The organism is Achromobacter sp. ES-001, assembly GCF_019448355.1.
Taxonomy (GTDB): domain Bacteria; phylum Pseudomonadota; class Gammaproteobacteria; order Burkholderiales; family Burkholderiaceae_B; genus Achromobacter; species Achromobacter spanius_B.
On record NZ_CP079940.1, the window covers coordinates 5,162,128 to 5,177,842 of the forward strand.

Annotated in this window: 15 protein-coding genes; 10 read left to right on the plus strand and 5 right to left on the minus strand. The window is 64.5% G+C overall.

All coding sequences use genetic code 11. From position 1 onward, the window contains the following. The first annotated feature begins 5 nt into the window (after window positions 1-5). Window positions 6-635 (plus strand): nitrogen fixation protein NifQ, encoded by a 630-nt coding sequence (locus KYT87_RS23510; RefSeq protein WP_120156794.1) that lies wholly within the window; start codon window positions 6-8, stop codon window positions 633-635. Between the two features lie 26 nt (window positions 636-661). On the opposite strand, the gene KYT87_RS23515 is transcribed toward KYT87_RS23510, so the two are convergent. Beyond that, a complete protein-coding gene (locus tag KYT87_RS23515) occupies window positions 662-2,737 on the minus strand; it encodes a TonB-dependent receptor (protein ID WP_255594202.1) in 2,076 nt (691 codons plus the stop codon). 198 nt (window positions 2,738-2,935) lie between these two features. Between KYT87_RS23515 and KYT87_RS23520 the strand changes: the two genes are divergently transcribed. Further along, complete coding sequence (locus KYT87_RS23520) at window positions 2,936-3,151, plus strand: SlyX family protein (protein WP_219990961.1); 216 nt, start codon at window positions 2,936-2,938, stop codon at window positions 3,149-3,151. Window positions 3,152-3,216: 65 nt separating this feature from the next. On the opposite strand, the gene KYT87_RS23525 is transcribed toward KYT87_RS23520, so the two are convergent. Then, window positions 3,217-4,032, minus strand: coding sequence for a class I SAM-dependent methyltransferase (locus KYT87_RS23525; RefSeq protein WP_219990962.1), 816 nt, complete (start codon window positions 4,030-4,032; stop codon window positions 3,217-3,219). A gap of 223 nt (window positions 4,033-4,255) precedes the next feature. Here KYT87_RS23525 and KYT87_RS23530 point away from each other — a divergent pair, with 223 nt between their 5' ends. The 4 genes from KYT87_RS23530 (at window position 4,256) to KYT87_RS23545 (ending at window position 6,973) form a co-directional block, all read left to right on the plus strand. Continuing rightward, entirely contained in the window at window positions 4,256-4,612 is a 357-nt protein-coding gene (locus KYT87_RS23530; RefSeq protein ID WP_046805157.1) for a DUF4148 domain-containing protein, read from the plus strand. Between the two features lie 180 nt (window positions 4,613-4,792). Then, window positions 4,793-5,173, plus strand: a complete 381-nt coding sequence (locus KYT87_RS23535; protein WP_052946030.1) for a hypothetical protein — start codon at window positions 4,793-4,795, stop codon at window positions 5,171-5,173. A 351-nt stretch (window positions 5,174-5,524) separates the two neighbouring features. After that, on the plus strand, window positions 5,525-6,526 hold the full coding sequence (locus KYT87_RS23540; protein ID WP_255593459.1) for a polymorphic toxin type 44 domain-containing protein: 1,002 nt from the start codon (window positions 5,525-5,527) through the stop codon (window positions 6,524-6,526). Window positions 6,527-6,538: 12 nt separating this feature from the next. Then, window positions 6,539-6,973, plus strand: coding sequence for a hypothetical protein (locus KYT87_RS23545; RefSeq protein WP_219990964.1), 435 nt, complete (start codon window positions 6,539-6,541; stop codon window positions 6,971-6,973). Here KYT87_RS23545 and KYT87_RS23550 read toward each other — a convergent pair. Together KYT87_RS23550 and KYT87_RS23555 are read right to left on the minus strand one after the other, a co-directional pair. Next, window positions 6,942-8,240 carry an ArgE/DapE family deacylase gene (locus tag KYT87_RS23550; RefSeq protein WP_046805156.1) on the minus strand — a complete coding sequence of 433 codons (1,299 nt, stop codon included), beginning with the start codon at window positions 8,238-8,240 and terminating at the stop codon, window positions 6,942-6,944. The genes KYT87_RS23545 and KYT87_RS23550 overlap by 32 nt on opposite strands. A 35-nt stretch (window positions 8,241-8,275) precedes the next feature. Continuing rightward, entirely contained in the window at window positions 8,276-9,595 is a 1,320-nt protein-coding gene (locus KYT87_RS23555; protein WP_219990965.1) for an MFS transporter, read from the minus strand. Between the two features lie 177 nt (window positions 9,596-9,772). Here KYT87_RS23555 and KYT87_RS23560 point away from each other — a divergent pair, with 177 nt between their 5' ends. Then, window positions 9,773-10,753 (plus strand): LysR family transcriptional regulator, encoded by a 981-nt coding sequence (locus tag KYT87_RS23560; protein ID WP_046805154.1) that lies wholly within the window; start codon window positions 9,773-9,775, stop codon window positions 10,751-10,753. Window positions 10,754-11,033: 280 nt separating this feature from the next. Here KYT87_RS23560 and KYT87_RS23565 read toward each other — a convergent pair whose 3' ends face one another. Beyond that, window positions 11,034-13,334, minus strand: coding sequence for an NADP-dependent malic enzyme (locus KYT87_RS23565; protein ID WP_219990966.1), 2,301 nt, complete (start codon window positions 13,332-13,334; stop codon window positions 11,034-11,036). Window positions 13,335-13,460: 126 nt separating this feature from the next. On the opposite strand from KYT87_RS23565, the gene KYT87_RS23570 reads away from it, so the two are divergent. From KYT87_RS23570 to KYT87_RS23580, 3 genes are all read left to right on the plus strand, one after another. Then, window positions 13,461-14,429, plus strand: a complete 969-nt coding sequence (locus tag KYT87_RS23570) for a LysR substrate-binding domain-containing protein (RefSeq protein WP_046805149.1) — start codon at window positions 13,461-13,463, stop codon at window positions 14,427-14,429. A 119-nt stretch (window positions 14,430-14,548) separates the two neighbouring features. Beyond that, a complete protein-coding gene (locus tag KYT87_RS23575) occupies window positions 14,549-15,187 on the plus strand; it encodes a hypothetical protein (protein WP_219990967.1) in 639 nt (212 codons plus the stop codon). Further along, a complete protein-coding gene (locus tag KYT87_RS23580) occupies window positions 15,184-15,678 on the plus strand; it encodes a hypothetical protein (RefSeq protein ID WP_255593460.1) in 495 nt (164 codons plus the stop codon). The genes KYT87_RS23575 and KYT87_RS23580 overlap by 4 nt, the downstream gene beginning before the upstream one ends. Window positions 15,679-15,715: the final 37 nt, after the last annotated feature.

The window sequence follows — 15,715 nt, forward strand, 5'->3', positions numbered from 1 at the left end:
CCGCCATGGACGCTGTGCTGACTTCTTCCCCCGCCCAGGCCGACATTTCCGTGTCGGTGCAGCGGTTCGCGCGCGCCCTCTTGCACCACGCGCCACCCGGCCATCCCGACGCCGGCTTTTTCGCCACCGTCATCGGCACCAGCCTGGCGCACCACGATCTGGCGCGCAGCGGCCTGAGCCCGGACGAGATCGCGGACCTGACGGACCATCTTTTTCCGGGCGCGCTGCAATCCGAAGACGCCCGGCTGGCGGCGTTTGTCGAGCAATACGCCGTGTACGCGGTCCACGGCCGGGGCGATCCGCAACCCGGCTTCACCCTGCTGATGCGCGTGTTGCTTGAGGCCTATCGCGCCCCCGACCTGGGCACCACGGCCTGGGTCACCGGCGTGCTGGCGCACGCCTGCCTGCGGCCCGACCACCTGTGGCGCGACCTGGGTCTGGCCGGCCGCGAAGATGTCACCTTTCTGCTGGCACGCCATTACCCGGGCCTGGTGATGCGCAATACGCGCAACCTGCGCTGGAAAAAATTCCTGGCCTATTCGGCCTGCGAGCATGCGGGCCTGCCGCCGTCGGCCGCGCCCGGCTGCCCGCAATGTGAAGACCACGGCATCTGCTATTCAAGCGCGCCTGACTGACGCCGCGCCACGGCTGCGCGGCATCGTCAGAAGCGATACGTTGCGCCGAGCCCCATGCCCACGCTGCGCCCGGCGGCCGGCTCGTAATAGCGGCCATTGCTTTCGTTGACGATCACCGACCCGACGTACTTTTTGTCGAACAGGTTGTCCACACGCGCGTAGGCATTCAGTTCCCAGGCGTTGATTTTCTTCACGTAGCCCGCGCTGATGGCGGCAACGAAATAGCCTGGCGCGTCCTGATCATTGGCGTCGTTCACGTAGATCTTGCTTAACACGCGCCCTTCCACCGACGCCTGCCAGCCTTGCGGCGGCGCCCACGCCAAGGACGCAAACAAGGCTTGCCGTGCGATGCCCGGTATCTTGTTGCCCGCGCGGATGCCGCCCGTGCCGTCGTCGGCGTAGCGCGCGTTCAACCAGGTATAGGCCAGCTGCGTGCGCCAGTGCGGCGCATGTTCGCCGGACCAACCCAGTTCCACGCCGTCGCGCCGTGTGCGGCCGGCATTCTGATAGCTGGTGCGCCCGCCGCTGCTGCCAGCCGACACGATCTCGTCTTCCGTGCCCGTGTGAAACACCGCGGCGGTCGCCAGGCCGCCTGCCACGCGCGCCTTCACGCCCGCCTCCAGGTTGGTGCTAAGCGACGGCGCCAAGCCGAAGTTCAAGCCGGGCTGGCCACCGGGGCGGTACGAGATTTCGTTCAGCGTGGGCGTTTCAAATCCGCGCCCGTAAGACGCGTACAGGCTGACATCGTCACTGGCTGCGTAACGCACCGCCGCCACGGGCAAGGCCTTGCGATAGCGCGCGTCGCCGCTGTCGTCGCCATTGCCGGGGGCAAGGTAGTGGTCGTTGGAATCGAAGCTGACCGTGCTGTAGCGCAGGCCCGCGTCCAAGGTCCAGCGCGGCGCCACCTTCCACGACGCCTGCACATAGGGGTCGGCGTTGTACACGGTGTTGGTTTCGTTGCGCCGCAACGCGCCTTGCACGCCCAGGGTCGGGTTGGCCACCGAGCCGGTGAAGTTCTGATAGCCCTTGCGGTCTTCCTGCATGGCATCGTAAGCAAAGCCGCCAACCAAGGTCAGCGCCCGGCCGCCGACATCAAGCTCGGACGTCCAGCGCACATCCGCGCCGCCGTATTCGCGAGCCAGATCGATGACGCCGCCCGCCTGCGTGGGCGTCAGTTGTACGGCGGGGGGAATTGACTGGTACTGCCTCGTGTCGCGTTGGCCGTAATACGCCATCACGCGCAACGTATTGCGCCCATCCACCTGCCGCTCGTAGACCACGCCGCCCTGGGTCTGGCGCACCGTTTTCCGGGTGTCGTACTGCTCGGCCAAGGGCGCGGCGCGCGGGTCATCCTGAAACTGCTGCCAGGTCAGGCCCAAGGGGTCCTGTGCTTTCAGGTCGACGCTGTTCAGCACGATGGTCAGCCGGCTGGCGTCGTCCAGCTGCAAGCCCAGCTTGGCGTTGGCCAGGTTTTTCCGCGCCGCGCTGTGGTCGCGATAGCCATCGGTGGTGAAGCGGCTGACGCTCACCACGTAGTCCAGGGCGCCCACGCCGTCGCCCTCGCCCTCGCCCCCGCCAGTGACCCCGCTGGCCAATGCGCCATAACGCCATGTGCCAAAGCTGGCCCCCCACCCATTGGCCGACAGGGACGGCGGCGCCGCGCCATCTTCGGTGTACGCCTGGATCACCCCGCCCGACGAATTGCCGTACAACGCCGAGAACGGCCCGCGCATGACTTCAACACGGGCCAGCGACGCGATGTCGATGTTGGACGTCTGCCCTTGGCCATCGGGCATCGTGGCCGGGATCCCGTCTACGTAAAGGCGCACGCCGCGCACGCCAAACGTGGACCGCGCGCCGAAGCCTCGGCTGGATATCTGCAAGTCCTGGGCATAATTCTGGCGGTTCTGGATTTGCAGACCGGGCACGCCCGCCAGCCCTTCCGACAGGTTGATGCCGGGTTGGCGCTGGCGCATCACCGCGCCGTCGACCACATCCACCGACGCCGGCGTGTCCAGCACGGACGTGCCCAGGCGTGTGCCTGTCACGACCACCGGCGCCAGGGTCACGTCCACCGTCTGTCCCCAGGCGGTGTTGACCATGCCCGCCACCAGCGAGCCCTGCATCAGCCACTGCAAGCCCCGCCGCAGGCCGCGCTGCCCGTGCCCGCGCGTAGCGCCTTTTGCTTGCCGCCATGTGCAACGCCCCGCCTGGTCCGTCACCGATGTCTCCTGTATAAAAGCCTGAAAGATCCCGTGTTCCGTTGGAAATCCGCGGCAGGAAAGGGTCTAATAGCCGCCATGGAACCCATGCAAGACATAGAACGCCGCCTGCAAGAGCTGGAAATCAAGTCCAGCTTTGCGGATGATCTGTTGGACCAACTGAACCAGATTATCGTCCGCCAACAACAGCAAATAGAGCGCCTGCAGCGCGAGGTGGCCGACCTGCGCCAACAAGCCCCGGAAGGCGCCGCGCCCTTTCGCAGCCTGCGCGACGAGCTACCGCCGCACTACTGATCGGTACTGCCGGAAGCCGTTGCGCGCCTTCGCGCCCCTGCACGCCCTGCACGCCCCTGCTCGCCTCAGTAACCGTAACGCAGCAACCTGCCCAGCTTGCGCAGCAGCGGCACACGCCGCATCAGCCACACGCCCACGCGTGCAGGCCCGCTGAACCGCGCCCATTGCGCGCCGGCCTCTTCGTACACCCACTGTTCGGTGCGCAATCGCAGACCCGGCACCTGCGCTTCGAGCACCTGCGCGTCCTCCAAGTTCCACCGCATCGGCGCGCCGGTCGCGCGGAACATGGGGTTGCGCGAGGCCAGCGCCAGCCCCAGCCGTGAGTAGGCGTCGAACACGATCTCGCCCGAGGGAAACTGCGTGGTGATCACCCGCAGCAAGTTCAGTACCTGCGCTTCGTGCAAATACAGCAGCAGCCCTTCGGCCACCACCAGCGTCGGCTTGTCCGTGGGAATGCGCGCCAGCCAGTCCAGTTCGGCCAACGACGTACCCAGCAATACGCAGCCCGGCCGGTCGGGATAGACGGCGCGCCGCAGCGCGATCACATCGGGGTAGTCCACATCGAACCACCCCACGCCGGGTGACGGGTCCACCCGAAATACCCGGCTGTCCAGCCCGCATCCCAGATGCAGCACCGTGGCGTCGGGGTGCGCGGCCAGGAATTCCCGCACCCAGGCATCCAGCGTGTACGCGCGCATGGACAGCCCGATCATGGCGTCGCGGCTCATGCGCAACGCGGCGAAATCATGGTCGATACGCGCCACGGCCTCGGCCGCGTACCGATCCTGCAACAACGATCCAGGCAGGCGGCTTTCCGCTGCCTTGGCGTACAGGGTGATCAAGAGCGTGGCTCGTACACCGGTAAGCCGGACCTGTTCCATGCGGGCTCCTCTAAGACGCCTGGGGGGACGCTATGGCTTCCATAAATGGAATAAATCGGAAAATCGAACGATATTCTTCCATTGATGGAAATATCTTTTACGGATATCCGGGTTTATCCCTACCCGGGATCGGCGCAGAATTCAGTCATCGGGAAACAGCAACGAACCACGACGGATAGGCCGCCTGATTCGCACCCAAGGCTCTTGAAATCGGAGATTTACCATGAAGAAGACCCTAGCTACCGCATTGATGTTGTCCTTTGCCGCCCTGAGCGCCGGCGCCTACGCATCGCAAAACATCGAACCCAACAACGTGCCGTTCCAAGGCGTTTACGGCACGCAGTACGAAGGCCCGACCCGCGCGCAAGTGCAGGCCGAACTGGCCGCCGCCAAATCCGCTGGCCTGGTGACCAACGTGGAACCGAACAACGTGCCCTTCCAGGGCGTTTACGGTGCCCCGCAATCGGGCAAGACCCGCGCCGACGTCCAAGCCGAACTGGCTACCGCCAAGGCTGCCGGCCTGGTCTCCAACGTTGAGCCCAACGACATGCCCTTCGCCGGCGTCTACCACGGCAACTGATCTGGCTGACAACGCCTGACAGCGCCTGACCACGATTACCCCCTCCCTGTTGTACCTTGGCCGCCTTGAACCAGGCGGCCTTTTTTTGGGTGGCAACGTGCGTGGCAAACGCAACGCGTTCGCGTACTATCGGCTCCAGTGCCAGCAAGAAAATCTGACTCATCAGACAGGGAGCCTATCTTGAGATACACCCGCGTTCTCGCCGCCTTGCTCATCGCAAGCGGCATGTCGGCAGCCGCCGTCGCCGCACCGCCGGTGATGCTGAACAATTCTCTCATCACGCAGATTCCCAACGGCGACCGCACCTCGTTCCACGAAGCCGTCGCCCAGGCGCTGAACCAATCGGCCGACGGCCAGCGCACCGAATGGACCAGCAAGACCCAGCCCAAGCGCGCCGCGCCAATCACCGTACAACTGACGCCCACGCAAACCAGCAAGATCAAGGACGACCGCGTCTGCCGCTTCCTGGTCGCCGACTTCGCCCGCAGCAGCACCACCGAGAAATGGCAATTCTGGTTCTGCAAGCAACCGGACGGCACCTGGAAGGCCAGCAGTACTTGATGCGGGGATAGGCGGAATCCGAGCCGACCCGATAGCGAAAGACCTGATACACCGCAGCCTCCTGCTTTACAGCTGGGGGCTGTTTTTATTCGGTCGCACCATGCGCCGATGCCCACCGGCCGATTTCGCCACACCTGACATGCTCTGACGTCCCCGCGCGGCGGGCAGCTTGTCCCTGTCGGCATCGGATCAATTCCGAATCCGCTCGTAGTAGTCCGATTTTTCCCATTAGATCGTCTGGCCCGTTGCAAATTCAATAGACTCGAAGCCAGTCTAATTTGCGTGGGAGGGCGTATGTCAGCCAGACCAATCATACGAATTGGCGATACGACGAGTCACGGTGGCACCGTCTTGCAGGGAATCAACTCCTACCTGATTGAAGGTAAGGCGGCATCGGGACTAGGACATATGGTGAGTTGCCCCCAGTGCAAGGGAACCTACCCTATCGCGGAGGGCGTATCCACCTTTATGGTCGACGGGATCCGGCTGGCGATCGACGGCATGCAAACGTCATGTGGCGCGACGCTGATCGCCAGCCAGAACATCGCCGTATTAGTCCAAGATCTGGGTTTTCGGGCCCACGCAGGCAATGCCAAGAGCGCCTCACCAGAGAGTGATTCCAGCAGTGAGCGCATACGAGCCAAGGCCCCGGACCACGTTTTCTGCGATCACGCTGATACGGCGGTCGCAGTGGCCGAGTACATCGTTCGTGAAATGAAGACCAACCCCTTCTCCGTCGAAGGCAGAAAGATACTTGGGGCCAACAGCGCGGATCCCGACGCGCAAACTGCTGAATGGCATCGCTTACGCTGGCATGAAAAATTGGCTGGGAGACCCGACTATCACGCAGCGGCCGCGGCCCAAAAGGCTGCCGCCTATGCAATGTGGGTCGAGCGCGTTGGCCCTGGCCGGCCATGGGACCATAAGCCACTTCTGCGACAACGGCTGGGGCCGCACGGCTTTAATCGAGGCTGGCAAAAACTGGGTGATTTTGACTACTACTACGACATCTGGTCGAACATCCACTATGGATATGTCGGGGTGGCCCTGGGCTTTAGCGAAGCCGAGCTGCTTCACGGGGCGGGCTTGGCGCAAGCGCTATCAGACGCCTATCGGTCCATGAAGGATGGAAAACTCCCTAGGTGGCAAGACCATTCGACCAACGGCCCGTGGCCGGCCAGCGCGGACGATGTGCCGGACCACATTTCAATCAAACTGGGATGCGATCTCTATGCCGCCGCCAAGCCTCACGAACTGACCTCGGCTACGCTGTTGAAACGAATTTCCGCCGTGCCGTTGCCTTGGGGAATCGCTGAGCATCGGGCGAAGGAACGCCATGAATGCAGCCGTTGAAAGCACGCAAGCATGCGAGTCGTAGCGCACCTGCTTTGCGCCATCCTGGCATTGCTGGCATGCATCTGGGTATTTTCCGCCGCCTGGGGTGCGTTTTCGCCCGTGGTGGTGGTGCATTACTCGGAACATGCCACCGGCCGCGTCAGCGTCTTTTTCAACGACAACGACGACACGCGCAAGCTTGGCATGAGCCCCGGCCAGACCTTGAGATTTCGCACGGCCATGTTTCCCGAGCCCGGCATGTGGATCTTGATCACTTTTCCGGGCCACAGCGCTGACCATATCGAGCTGACGCAGCCGTTCAGCCGTGTCGACGTGTTTGTCGGGGAAGGGGCAAATGTCGAACGCACCGAAATACGCGATCGATTCCTTGCCCGCCTGTTTGCAGGAAACCCCGACCGAACTTCTACCTACCTCACTCCCGCACCCCACACCATTGCGCAATGAACAGCGCGATGGTCTTGGTGATAAGGCGTACCGATTCCAGGTGCACGCGTTCGTCGAAGCCGTGGATGTCCAGGGACTTGGGGCCGTAGACCAGGGTGGGCATGTCGCCGTAGATGACGAAAACGCGGGCGTCCAGGTAGCCGGGCGTGGTGAAGCTTTGCAGCTCGCTTTGGAAGGCCTGGCGGTGGCATTCGCGCAGGGTGTTTTCCGCGTCGGAGCCTTCTTCCAGCACGTAGCCTTCGGCGTAGAAGCCGGTGTAGGTGACCGCTGGCGGTGTTCCGCCCAGGCGGGGGTCGGACACGGCGTCGCGCAGGCAGGCGTCGATTTCGGCGCGGGCTTCGTCCGCTGTCGTGCCGGGGTAGATGGCGGCGCGCACGTCGAATTCGCACCAGGGCGGCACGGTGGATGGCCAGTCGCCGCCTTCGATCTTGCCGATGTTGAAGTTGATGGGGTGGTCCAGGTGTTCAAAATGGCGGTGGCAATGATGCTGCCCGTTCCACTTGGTTTCCAGCTTGCGCAGCGCTTCGATGGTGGCGTAGGCGGCGTCGATGGCGTTAAAGCCGTTGGCCATTTCGCGCGTGTGGGTGGGGTGGCCTTGCACGCGGACCTTGAACCACAACACGCCCACGTTGGCGCGCACCAGCATGTTTTCTTCGGGCTCGGGGATGATGACGGCGTCGGCCTTGTAGCCGCGCAATAACGCAGCCAGCGCGCCGTTGCCCGTGCATTCCTCTTCCACCACGGACTGGAAGTAGATCGGCGCCGCGGGTGCGTAGCCGGCCGCGCGCAGGGCGTCGTAGGCGAACAGGTTGGCGGCCAGGCCGGCCTTCATGTCGGCCGCGCCGCGTCCGTACATCCAGCCGTCGATGATGGCCGGGTCCCAAGGGGATCGGCTCCACATGTCCTGCGGGCCCGTGGGCACCACGTCCACATGGCCGTTCAAGATCAGCGAGCGGCCCGTCTGCACGTCGGGCCGGTAGGTGCCGACCACGTTGAAGGCGTTTTCGTACGAGACGGTGACGGGCCCGAAGCCCGGATGCGATTCGATGTCCTTGACGTCGATCTTCCAGCGGTCCATCGCAAAGCCGCGTTGGCGCATCGCCTCGTACAGGAAGTCCTGTGCCGTGTGCTCTTGCTCGCGCAAGGACGGAAAGCGCACCAGTTCCTGCGTGAAGGCCAGTTGCGCATCAAAGCGGTCATCGACCGCCTGCAGAATGCGGCGCGTCTGTTCGGCCGTCAACGCGGCGGGGGCTTGGGTGGTGTCCATGAAGTCTCCTTGAAGAGGAATGTTGAGCGCCCGGCCTACGCGGCCGGCGTGACGGTGCGAGCGCTGGCCGCGCGGCGCGGTTGGTGGTTAGCCAAGCCCCAAATCGACACGAGCGTAATGGCCGACAGCGCGGAATAGAACAGCGCCAGCGGCAGCCACTGGCCGGGATATTGATGCGACAGCCAGGTGCCGATCAACGGCGTGAATCCGCCGGCAACGGCCCCGCACAATTGGTACGACAGCGAGATTCCCGAATAACGCACATGGGTCTCGAAGGCCGCGCTGATGAAGCCCGCCATTGCCGAATAGATGGTTGCCATGAACACCAGCACGATGGCGATGCCGGCCACGATGCTGAGCGGCGTGGCCTGGCTGACCAGCATGAACATCGGGTACGGCGCCAACACCGAACACGCCGCCGCGATCATCAGCACGCGCGACGTGCCCAGCGATTCGGCGAACCAGGCGGCCAGCGGCTGCACGATCAGCTGGATGATGGCGACGGCGAACAGGCAGTCCAGGATCATCGCGCGGTCCAGGCCCAGCGTTTGCGTGGTGTAGGCCAGCATGAACGTGTTGGTGAAATAGATGCCGCCGATGGCGACGGTGCACACGCCCATGCACAGCAGCACGGTGCGCCACGCAGTGCGCAGCACTTCGCGCGCGGGCACTTCGGACGTTTCCTGCTGCGCCAGCACCTTGGCGAAGTCGGGCGATTCGCTGACCCCGATGCGGATGAAGTAGCCCACTGCCAGCAGCACGGCGCTGACCAGGAACGGGATGCGCCAGCCCCAGGCCAGGAAGTCGGCCTCGTCCAGCGTCGTGATCAGGCGGAACGCCACCAGCGACAGGATCAAGCCTGCCGGGCTACCCAGCTGCGCGAAGGATGCCGCGAAGGTGCGCCGCCGTTGCGAGGCGTGTTCGCCTGCCATCAACACCGCGCCGCCCCACTCGCCGCCCACGGCAAGGCCCTGCGCCAGGCGCAACACCAACAGCAGCGCGGGCGCCAGCATGCCGGCCTGCGTGTAGCTGGGCAGCAGGCCGATGCCCACGGTTGCCACGCCCATGATGACCAGCGTGGCCATCAGCGCGTTCTTGCGGCCGACGCGGTCGCCCAGGTGGCCGAACACCAGCCCGCCCAGCGGCCGCGCCAGAAAGCCCGCCGCGAAGGTGCCAAAGGACGCCATCGTGCTGACGAAGGGGTCGGCGGTGGGAAAGAACACCTTGCCGAACACCAGCGCGGCGGCGGTGGCGTAGATGTAGAAGTCGTACCACTCGATGGTGGTGCCGATGAAAGCCGCGGCGGCGGCGCGCACCGGTTGCCTGGCGGCGGATGGATGGGCGGGGGCCGACATGATTCCTCCTTGGGATTTTTTGGATTTGATGGCGGCTTTATCGCCCGCGCCCGTGGGAGCGGTCAATTTCTGATTTCTTATCATCGACTTAAGCAGGATTAATGTTCGGATATCATGTCCGGGCATTGCGCCTTCGCGTCCACCGCGCCCCACCAAATCGTTACCGATCAATGTGTTATGAAAGATAAATCGATTCTTCCCACGACGATTACGCGCGTGGGCGATCGCCTGGACTGGAACCTGTTGCGGACTTTTTTGGTCATCGCGCAAGAGCGCAGCATTAGCGGCGCTGCTATCAAACTGCACCTGACGCAGTCAGCGGTCAGCCAGGCGTTGCGCCGGCTGGAACAGCAGCTGGATCGCCGCCTGATCGAACGGCATCACTCCAAATTTGCCATCACGCGGGCCGGCGAAGAGGTGCGCCAGGCCGCGCTGGCCATTCACGGCAACGTGTCGCAACTGGTCAGCGACGTGGCGCAGGCCGAGGAACAAACCGTGGGCCGCATCCATCTGCTGGTGGCCAGCCGCATTCATTCGGCGGTGTATGACGAGTTCTGGGTGCGCTTTCATCGGGCGCACCCGCGCATAGAAGTTCAGCTGGACGTGTTGCCCAGCAGCGAAATCGTGAACGTGTTGCAGCAGCGGGGCGCGACGGCGGGCATCGCGCTATGCCGACAGATTCCCAAGCGGCTGGACCACAAACTGTTCCTGCAACAGCGCTACGCGATGTTCTGCGGCAAACACCATCCGCTGTTCGGGCGCACGGACATCCGCATGGAAGATCTGCTGAACGAGAATTTTGTCTCGTTTGCCAGCGACGCCCTGGGCGACAGCCTGTCTCCGCTGACGATCTTTCGTGACCAGCGCGGGTTCTCGGGCAGCATCATTGCAACGTCGTCACAGCATGACGAGGTCAAGCGTCTGCTGGTGGCGGGCTTTGGCATCGGCTGCCTGCCGGAACACAGCGTGCAGGCCGATCTTGCCGAGGGCCGCTTGTGGCGGCTGCCGCCGGGCGAAGGCGTGTGCGCGGCGGACCTGCATCTGCTTTGGCACGGGGACGCGCACCGCAGCGCGGCCGAAGACCTGTTCATTGCGGCGTTCCGCGACCATATCGACAACTATTCGCTGCCGCAGCGGCTGTTGCCGCATCTGCCTTGAGCCCGAGCGTGGGGGTAGCGCGGGGTAGCGTCAGGGGTGGCGGCCGGCTTGCCTTCGGGGTGACGTCCGGCAACTGCCGGCGCGCCGTTGAAGGCATGAAAAAAAACGCCCCGAGCCGCCGCGCGTAAGGCGGTGGGTCGGGGCGTTGGTTGCCGGCGTTGGTTGCTGGCATTGGTTGCTGGCGTTGGTTGCTGGCGTTGGTTGCCGGCAATGGTCGCTAGCGTTGATTGACGGCGTTGACGATGGCGTTGATTGCAGCCACGCGCGAAACGCCTCAGCCTCAGGCCGACGTTTCGACGCGGTTGGCGTCCAGCACGGTCATTGCCGTCATGTTGATGATGCGGCGCACCGTGGAGCTGGACGTCAGGATGTGCACCGGTGCGTTCGCGCCCAACAGGATCGGGCCGACCGCCACGTTGCCGCCCGCGGCCGTCTTGAGCAGGTTGTAGGCGATGTTGCCGGAATCCACGTTCGGGCACACCAGCAGGTTGGCTTCACCTTTCAGCGTGGACGACGGCAGGATGCGCATGCGCAGCGCCTCGTCCAGCGCGCAATCGCCGTGCATTTCGCCGTCGATTTCGATCTCGGGCGCGGCGTCGCGCACCAGCTCCAGCGCGCGGCGCATCTTGGCGCCCGACGCGGAACTGCCCGTGCCGAAATTCGACCGCGACAGCAGCGCCACCTTGGGCGCCAGATTCATGCGGGCCATTTCCTGCGCCGCCATCACCGTGAACTCGGCGATCTGCTCGGCCGTGGGCTCATCGTTGACATGCGTGTCCACCAACACCACCGTGCGCTCGTTGAGCAGCAGGATGTTCATCGCGGCATACACGTTGGCGCCCGGACGGCGGCCGATCACTTCGTCCACAAAACGCAGGTGGTCGTGGTAGGCGCCCACCGTGCCGCAGACCATGCCGTCGGCATCGCCCAGGTGCACCATCATTGCGCCGATCAAGGTCAGGCGGCGGCGCATTTCCACGCGCGCCATTTCCTTGGTGATACCGCGCCGGCACATCAGTTCCCAGTACGTCGTCCAGTATTGATGGAAGCGTTCGTCGTATTCGGGGTTGGTCACTTCAACGTCTTCGCCCAGGCGCAGGCGCAGGCCGAATTTCTCGATGCGCGACAGCAGCACGGCGGGGCGGCCCACCAGAATCGGACGGGCCAGGCCTTCGTCAACCACGACCTGCACCGCGCGCAGCACGCGTTCGTCTTCACCTTCGGTGAACACGATGCGCGCCTTGCCGCCGCCGCGCACGATGCGCTTGGCGGCCGAGAACAGCGGCTTCATGAACGCGCCCGAGTGGTACACGAACTGCTGCAACTGTTCTTCGTAGGCTTCCAGGTCGGCCAGCGGGCGCGTGGCCACACCGCCTTCCATGGCGGCCTTGGCCACGGCCGGCGCGATGCGCACGATCAAACGGGGGTCGAACGGCTTGGGGATCAGGTATTCCGGGCCGAACGAGATGTCGTAGGTGCCATAGGCGGCCGCAACGACTTCGTTCTGCTCTTCTTCCGCCAACTGGGCAATGGCGTACACGGCGGCCATTTCCATTTCACGCGTGATGGTGGTGGCGCCCACGTCCAGCGCGCCCCGGAAAATGTACGGGAAGCACAGAACGTTGTTGACCTGGTTCGGGTAGTCGGAACGGCCCGTGGCCATGACCACGTCGTCACGCACGCCATGCGCCACTTCCGGCAGGATTTCCGGCGTGGGGTTGGCCAGCGCCAGGATCAACGGGCGCGTGCCCATGGCCGCAACCATCTCGGGCTTGAGCACGCCACCGGCGGACAGGCCCAGGAACACGTCGGCGTCCTGAATCACTTCAGCCAGCTTGCGGGCATCGGTCTTTTGCGCGAAACGCGCCTTGTCCGGGTCCATGAGTTCGACACGGCCTTCGTAGACCACGCCTTCAATGTCGGTGACCCAGATGTTTTCCAGCGGCAGGCCCAGGTCCACCATCAAATCCAGGCACGCCAGGGCAGCAGCGCCCGCGCCCGAGGTCACGACCTTGACCTTCTTGATGTCCTTGCCCACGACCTTCAAGCCGTTGATGAACGCGGCCGATACCGTGATGGCGGTGCCGTGCTGGTCGTCGTGGAACACGGGAATCTTCATGCGCTCGCGCAGCTTGCGCTCGACGGTGAAGCATTCCGGCGCCTTGATGTCTTCCAGGTTGATGCCGCCGAAAGTGGCCTCCAGCCCGGCAATGATCTCGACCAGCTTGTCCGGATCGGTTTCATTGATTTCGATGTCGAACACATCCAGGCCGGCAAACTTCTTGAACAGCACCGCCTTGCCTTCCATGACGGGCTTGGAGGCCAGCGCGCCGATGTTGCCCAGGCCCAGCACGGCCGTGCCGTTGGTAATCACGCCCACCAGGTTGCCGCGCGCGGTGTAGCGGTAGACGTTGGCCGGGTCGGCCACGATTTCTTCACAGGCAGAGGCAACGCCCGGCGAGTACGCCAACGCCAGATCGCGTTGGTTGACGAGCGGCTTGGACGCCACCACTGAAATCTTTCCCGGGGTGGGAAACTCGTGATAGTCCAATGCTGCCTGGCGGTCGGAGGGCGAATTCATGCGGCGGTAGCCTCGTGTGGCGAAATAAAAGGGTGACGTGAATATGGGAAAAATTCTAGGCGCGCAGACATAAGGTGTTGATTCGGATTTAATATCGTCCCATTACCTTTACCTTATGACGTGTCTATGACGGCCTTTGACCCGGATGCGGTAATCCGGAAACTGACCTCGCGGCTGAAGATGCGCCACCTGATGCTGCTGTTACAGATCGAGCAGCACGGATCGCTGACCCGCGTGGCCGAACACATGGCCACCAGCCAGCCCGCCGTGACCAACGCGCTGGCTGAACTGGAAAGCATGTTCGACGTGCCGCTGTTCGACCGCTCGGTGCGCGGCATGACGCCCACGCCGCTGGGCGCCGTGGTGCTGGCGCGGGCGCGTGGGCTGGTTCACGACCTGGGCCATCTGGTGCAGGAAATGGAAGCGGTGGCGGCGGGCCATGCCGCCCATCTGCACATCGGCGTCATTCCGTTTGTGTCGGGCCAGATGCTGTCGGCGGCCATTGGCCGCACCTTGCCGCAAGGCCGGCGCATTACCGCAACCATCCACGAAGGCCAGGGCCCCGCGCTGCTGCGCCAGCTGCGCGACCACACGCTGGATGTGGTGGTGGGCTGGGCCACGCCGTCGGTCGACCTGAGCAATATCGATTTTGAAGTGCTGTACCACCAGCAGCCCCGCCTGATCGCCAGCCGGCGCCTGGCGGCGCGGCTGGGGCGGTCGCGGCTGGAATGGGAGCGGCTGGCCGACCTGGACTGGATTCTGGGCACGCCGGGCAGCCCCATCCGGGACCAGGTGGCGGAGATTTTCCTGCGTGCGGGGGTGGCGCCGCCGCCGCCATCGGTGCAAAGCGATTCGTCCAAGCTGATCGGTGAAATGATTGTGGCCAGCGACCGCGCCGTGTCGATCCTGCCGGCCGATATCGCCGACGAATTGGTGCGGATCGCGGGCGCGGCCATCGTGCCGTATTCGTTTGACTGGACGCTGCCGCCGATCTCGCTGTTCACGCGGGCCGATGGCCTGCGGCGCAACGTGGACGCGCTGTTCGCGTCAAAGCTGCGCGAGGTCTATACCAAGGGCGCGCGGCCGGGGAATTGACGGAAGGCCTTGAAGCGGGCGTTTGTCGACAAAATTGTCAACCAATGCAAACGTTGGCCCGTGCCCGGCCACCCCGATCCTATACTTGCGGCGCCAAGATTCATGCAGGAGGCCGCCGCTTGTTCCCCACCCCGCCCTCACACGCGCCGCGCCGCGCGTTTGCCCTTGCCTTGATCGGCCTTGCCGCATCCGCCGCGCTGTCCGGCTGCAATTCGATGCTTAACGAAGGCACCGGTGCGGCCGCCGGTATCGCGGGCACGGCCATTGCCAACAAAGTTACCGACAACGCCACCGTGGCCACCGGCATCGGCCTGGGCGTACAGGCCGGCGCGAAAGCGGCCCTGGCCTACGCGCAGCGCAAGACGCGCGGCGAAGAGCAGGACGCCATCGCCACAGCCGCCGGCGCGCTGGACGTAGGCGCCGTGGGCCCGTGGCGCGTCAAGCACCAGATTCCCATCGAAAGCGACGCGCAGGGGCAGGTTGCCGTCAGCCGCTTGATCGGCGGCGTCGGGCTGCAATGCAAGGAAGTGGTGTTTTCTATCGACACGCCAGCCGATAAGCCTGCCGATAAATCCGCCGACAAGTCCGCCGATAAGGCCGCCAACAAGGCCGCTAACAAGGCCACCCACAAGCCCTCCAACAAGGCCGAGGACGAACTCGCGCGCGAGTTCTACGTCACCACCATCTGCCGCGACGGCGCGCAGTGGCGCTGGGCCAGCGCCGAGCCGGCCACGGCGCGTTGGGGGTCGTTGCAGTGATCCCGCGTGTTTGTGTGTTGGCGCTGATGGCCGGCGCCCTGTTGTCCGGCTGCCAGAGCTCGTCAATCGGCGGGGCCACGGGCGCCGTGGTCGGCACCGTCAGCGGCGCGGCCACGGCCAACCCGGTTGCGGGCTACGCCATCGGCGTGACCGTGCAGGCCGCCGTGGACGCCACGGTGAAATACGTGCTGCGCGAATGGAAGAACGATCAACAGAACGTGATGGCCAACGCGGCGGGCGACCTGCCGATCGGCCAGATCCGCCACTGGCAGATCCGGCATGCGCTGCCCGTGGGTAACGAGAACGGCGGCATCCAGGTGGTGCGCGATATCGACACGCCACTGACCCGCTGCCGCGAAGTGCTGTTCACGGTCGAGCAGGAAGACTCGCCCGCCCCCGCCTACACCAGCCTGATCTGCCGCCAGCAAAACGGCCAGTGGAAATGGGCGGCGGCCGAGCCGTCGGTGGCGCGCTGGAACGGCTTGCAATAGGCTTGATCGCGTCGGGATCGGCAAGCGATACTGGGCC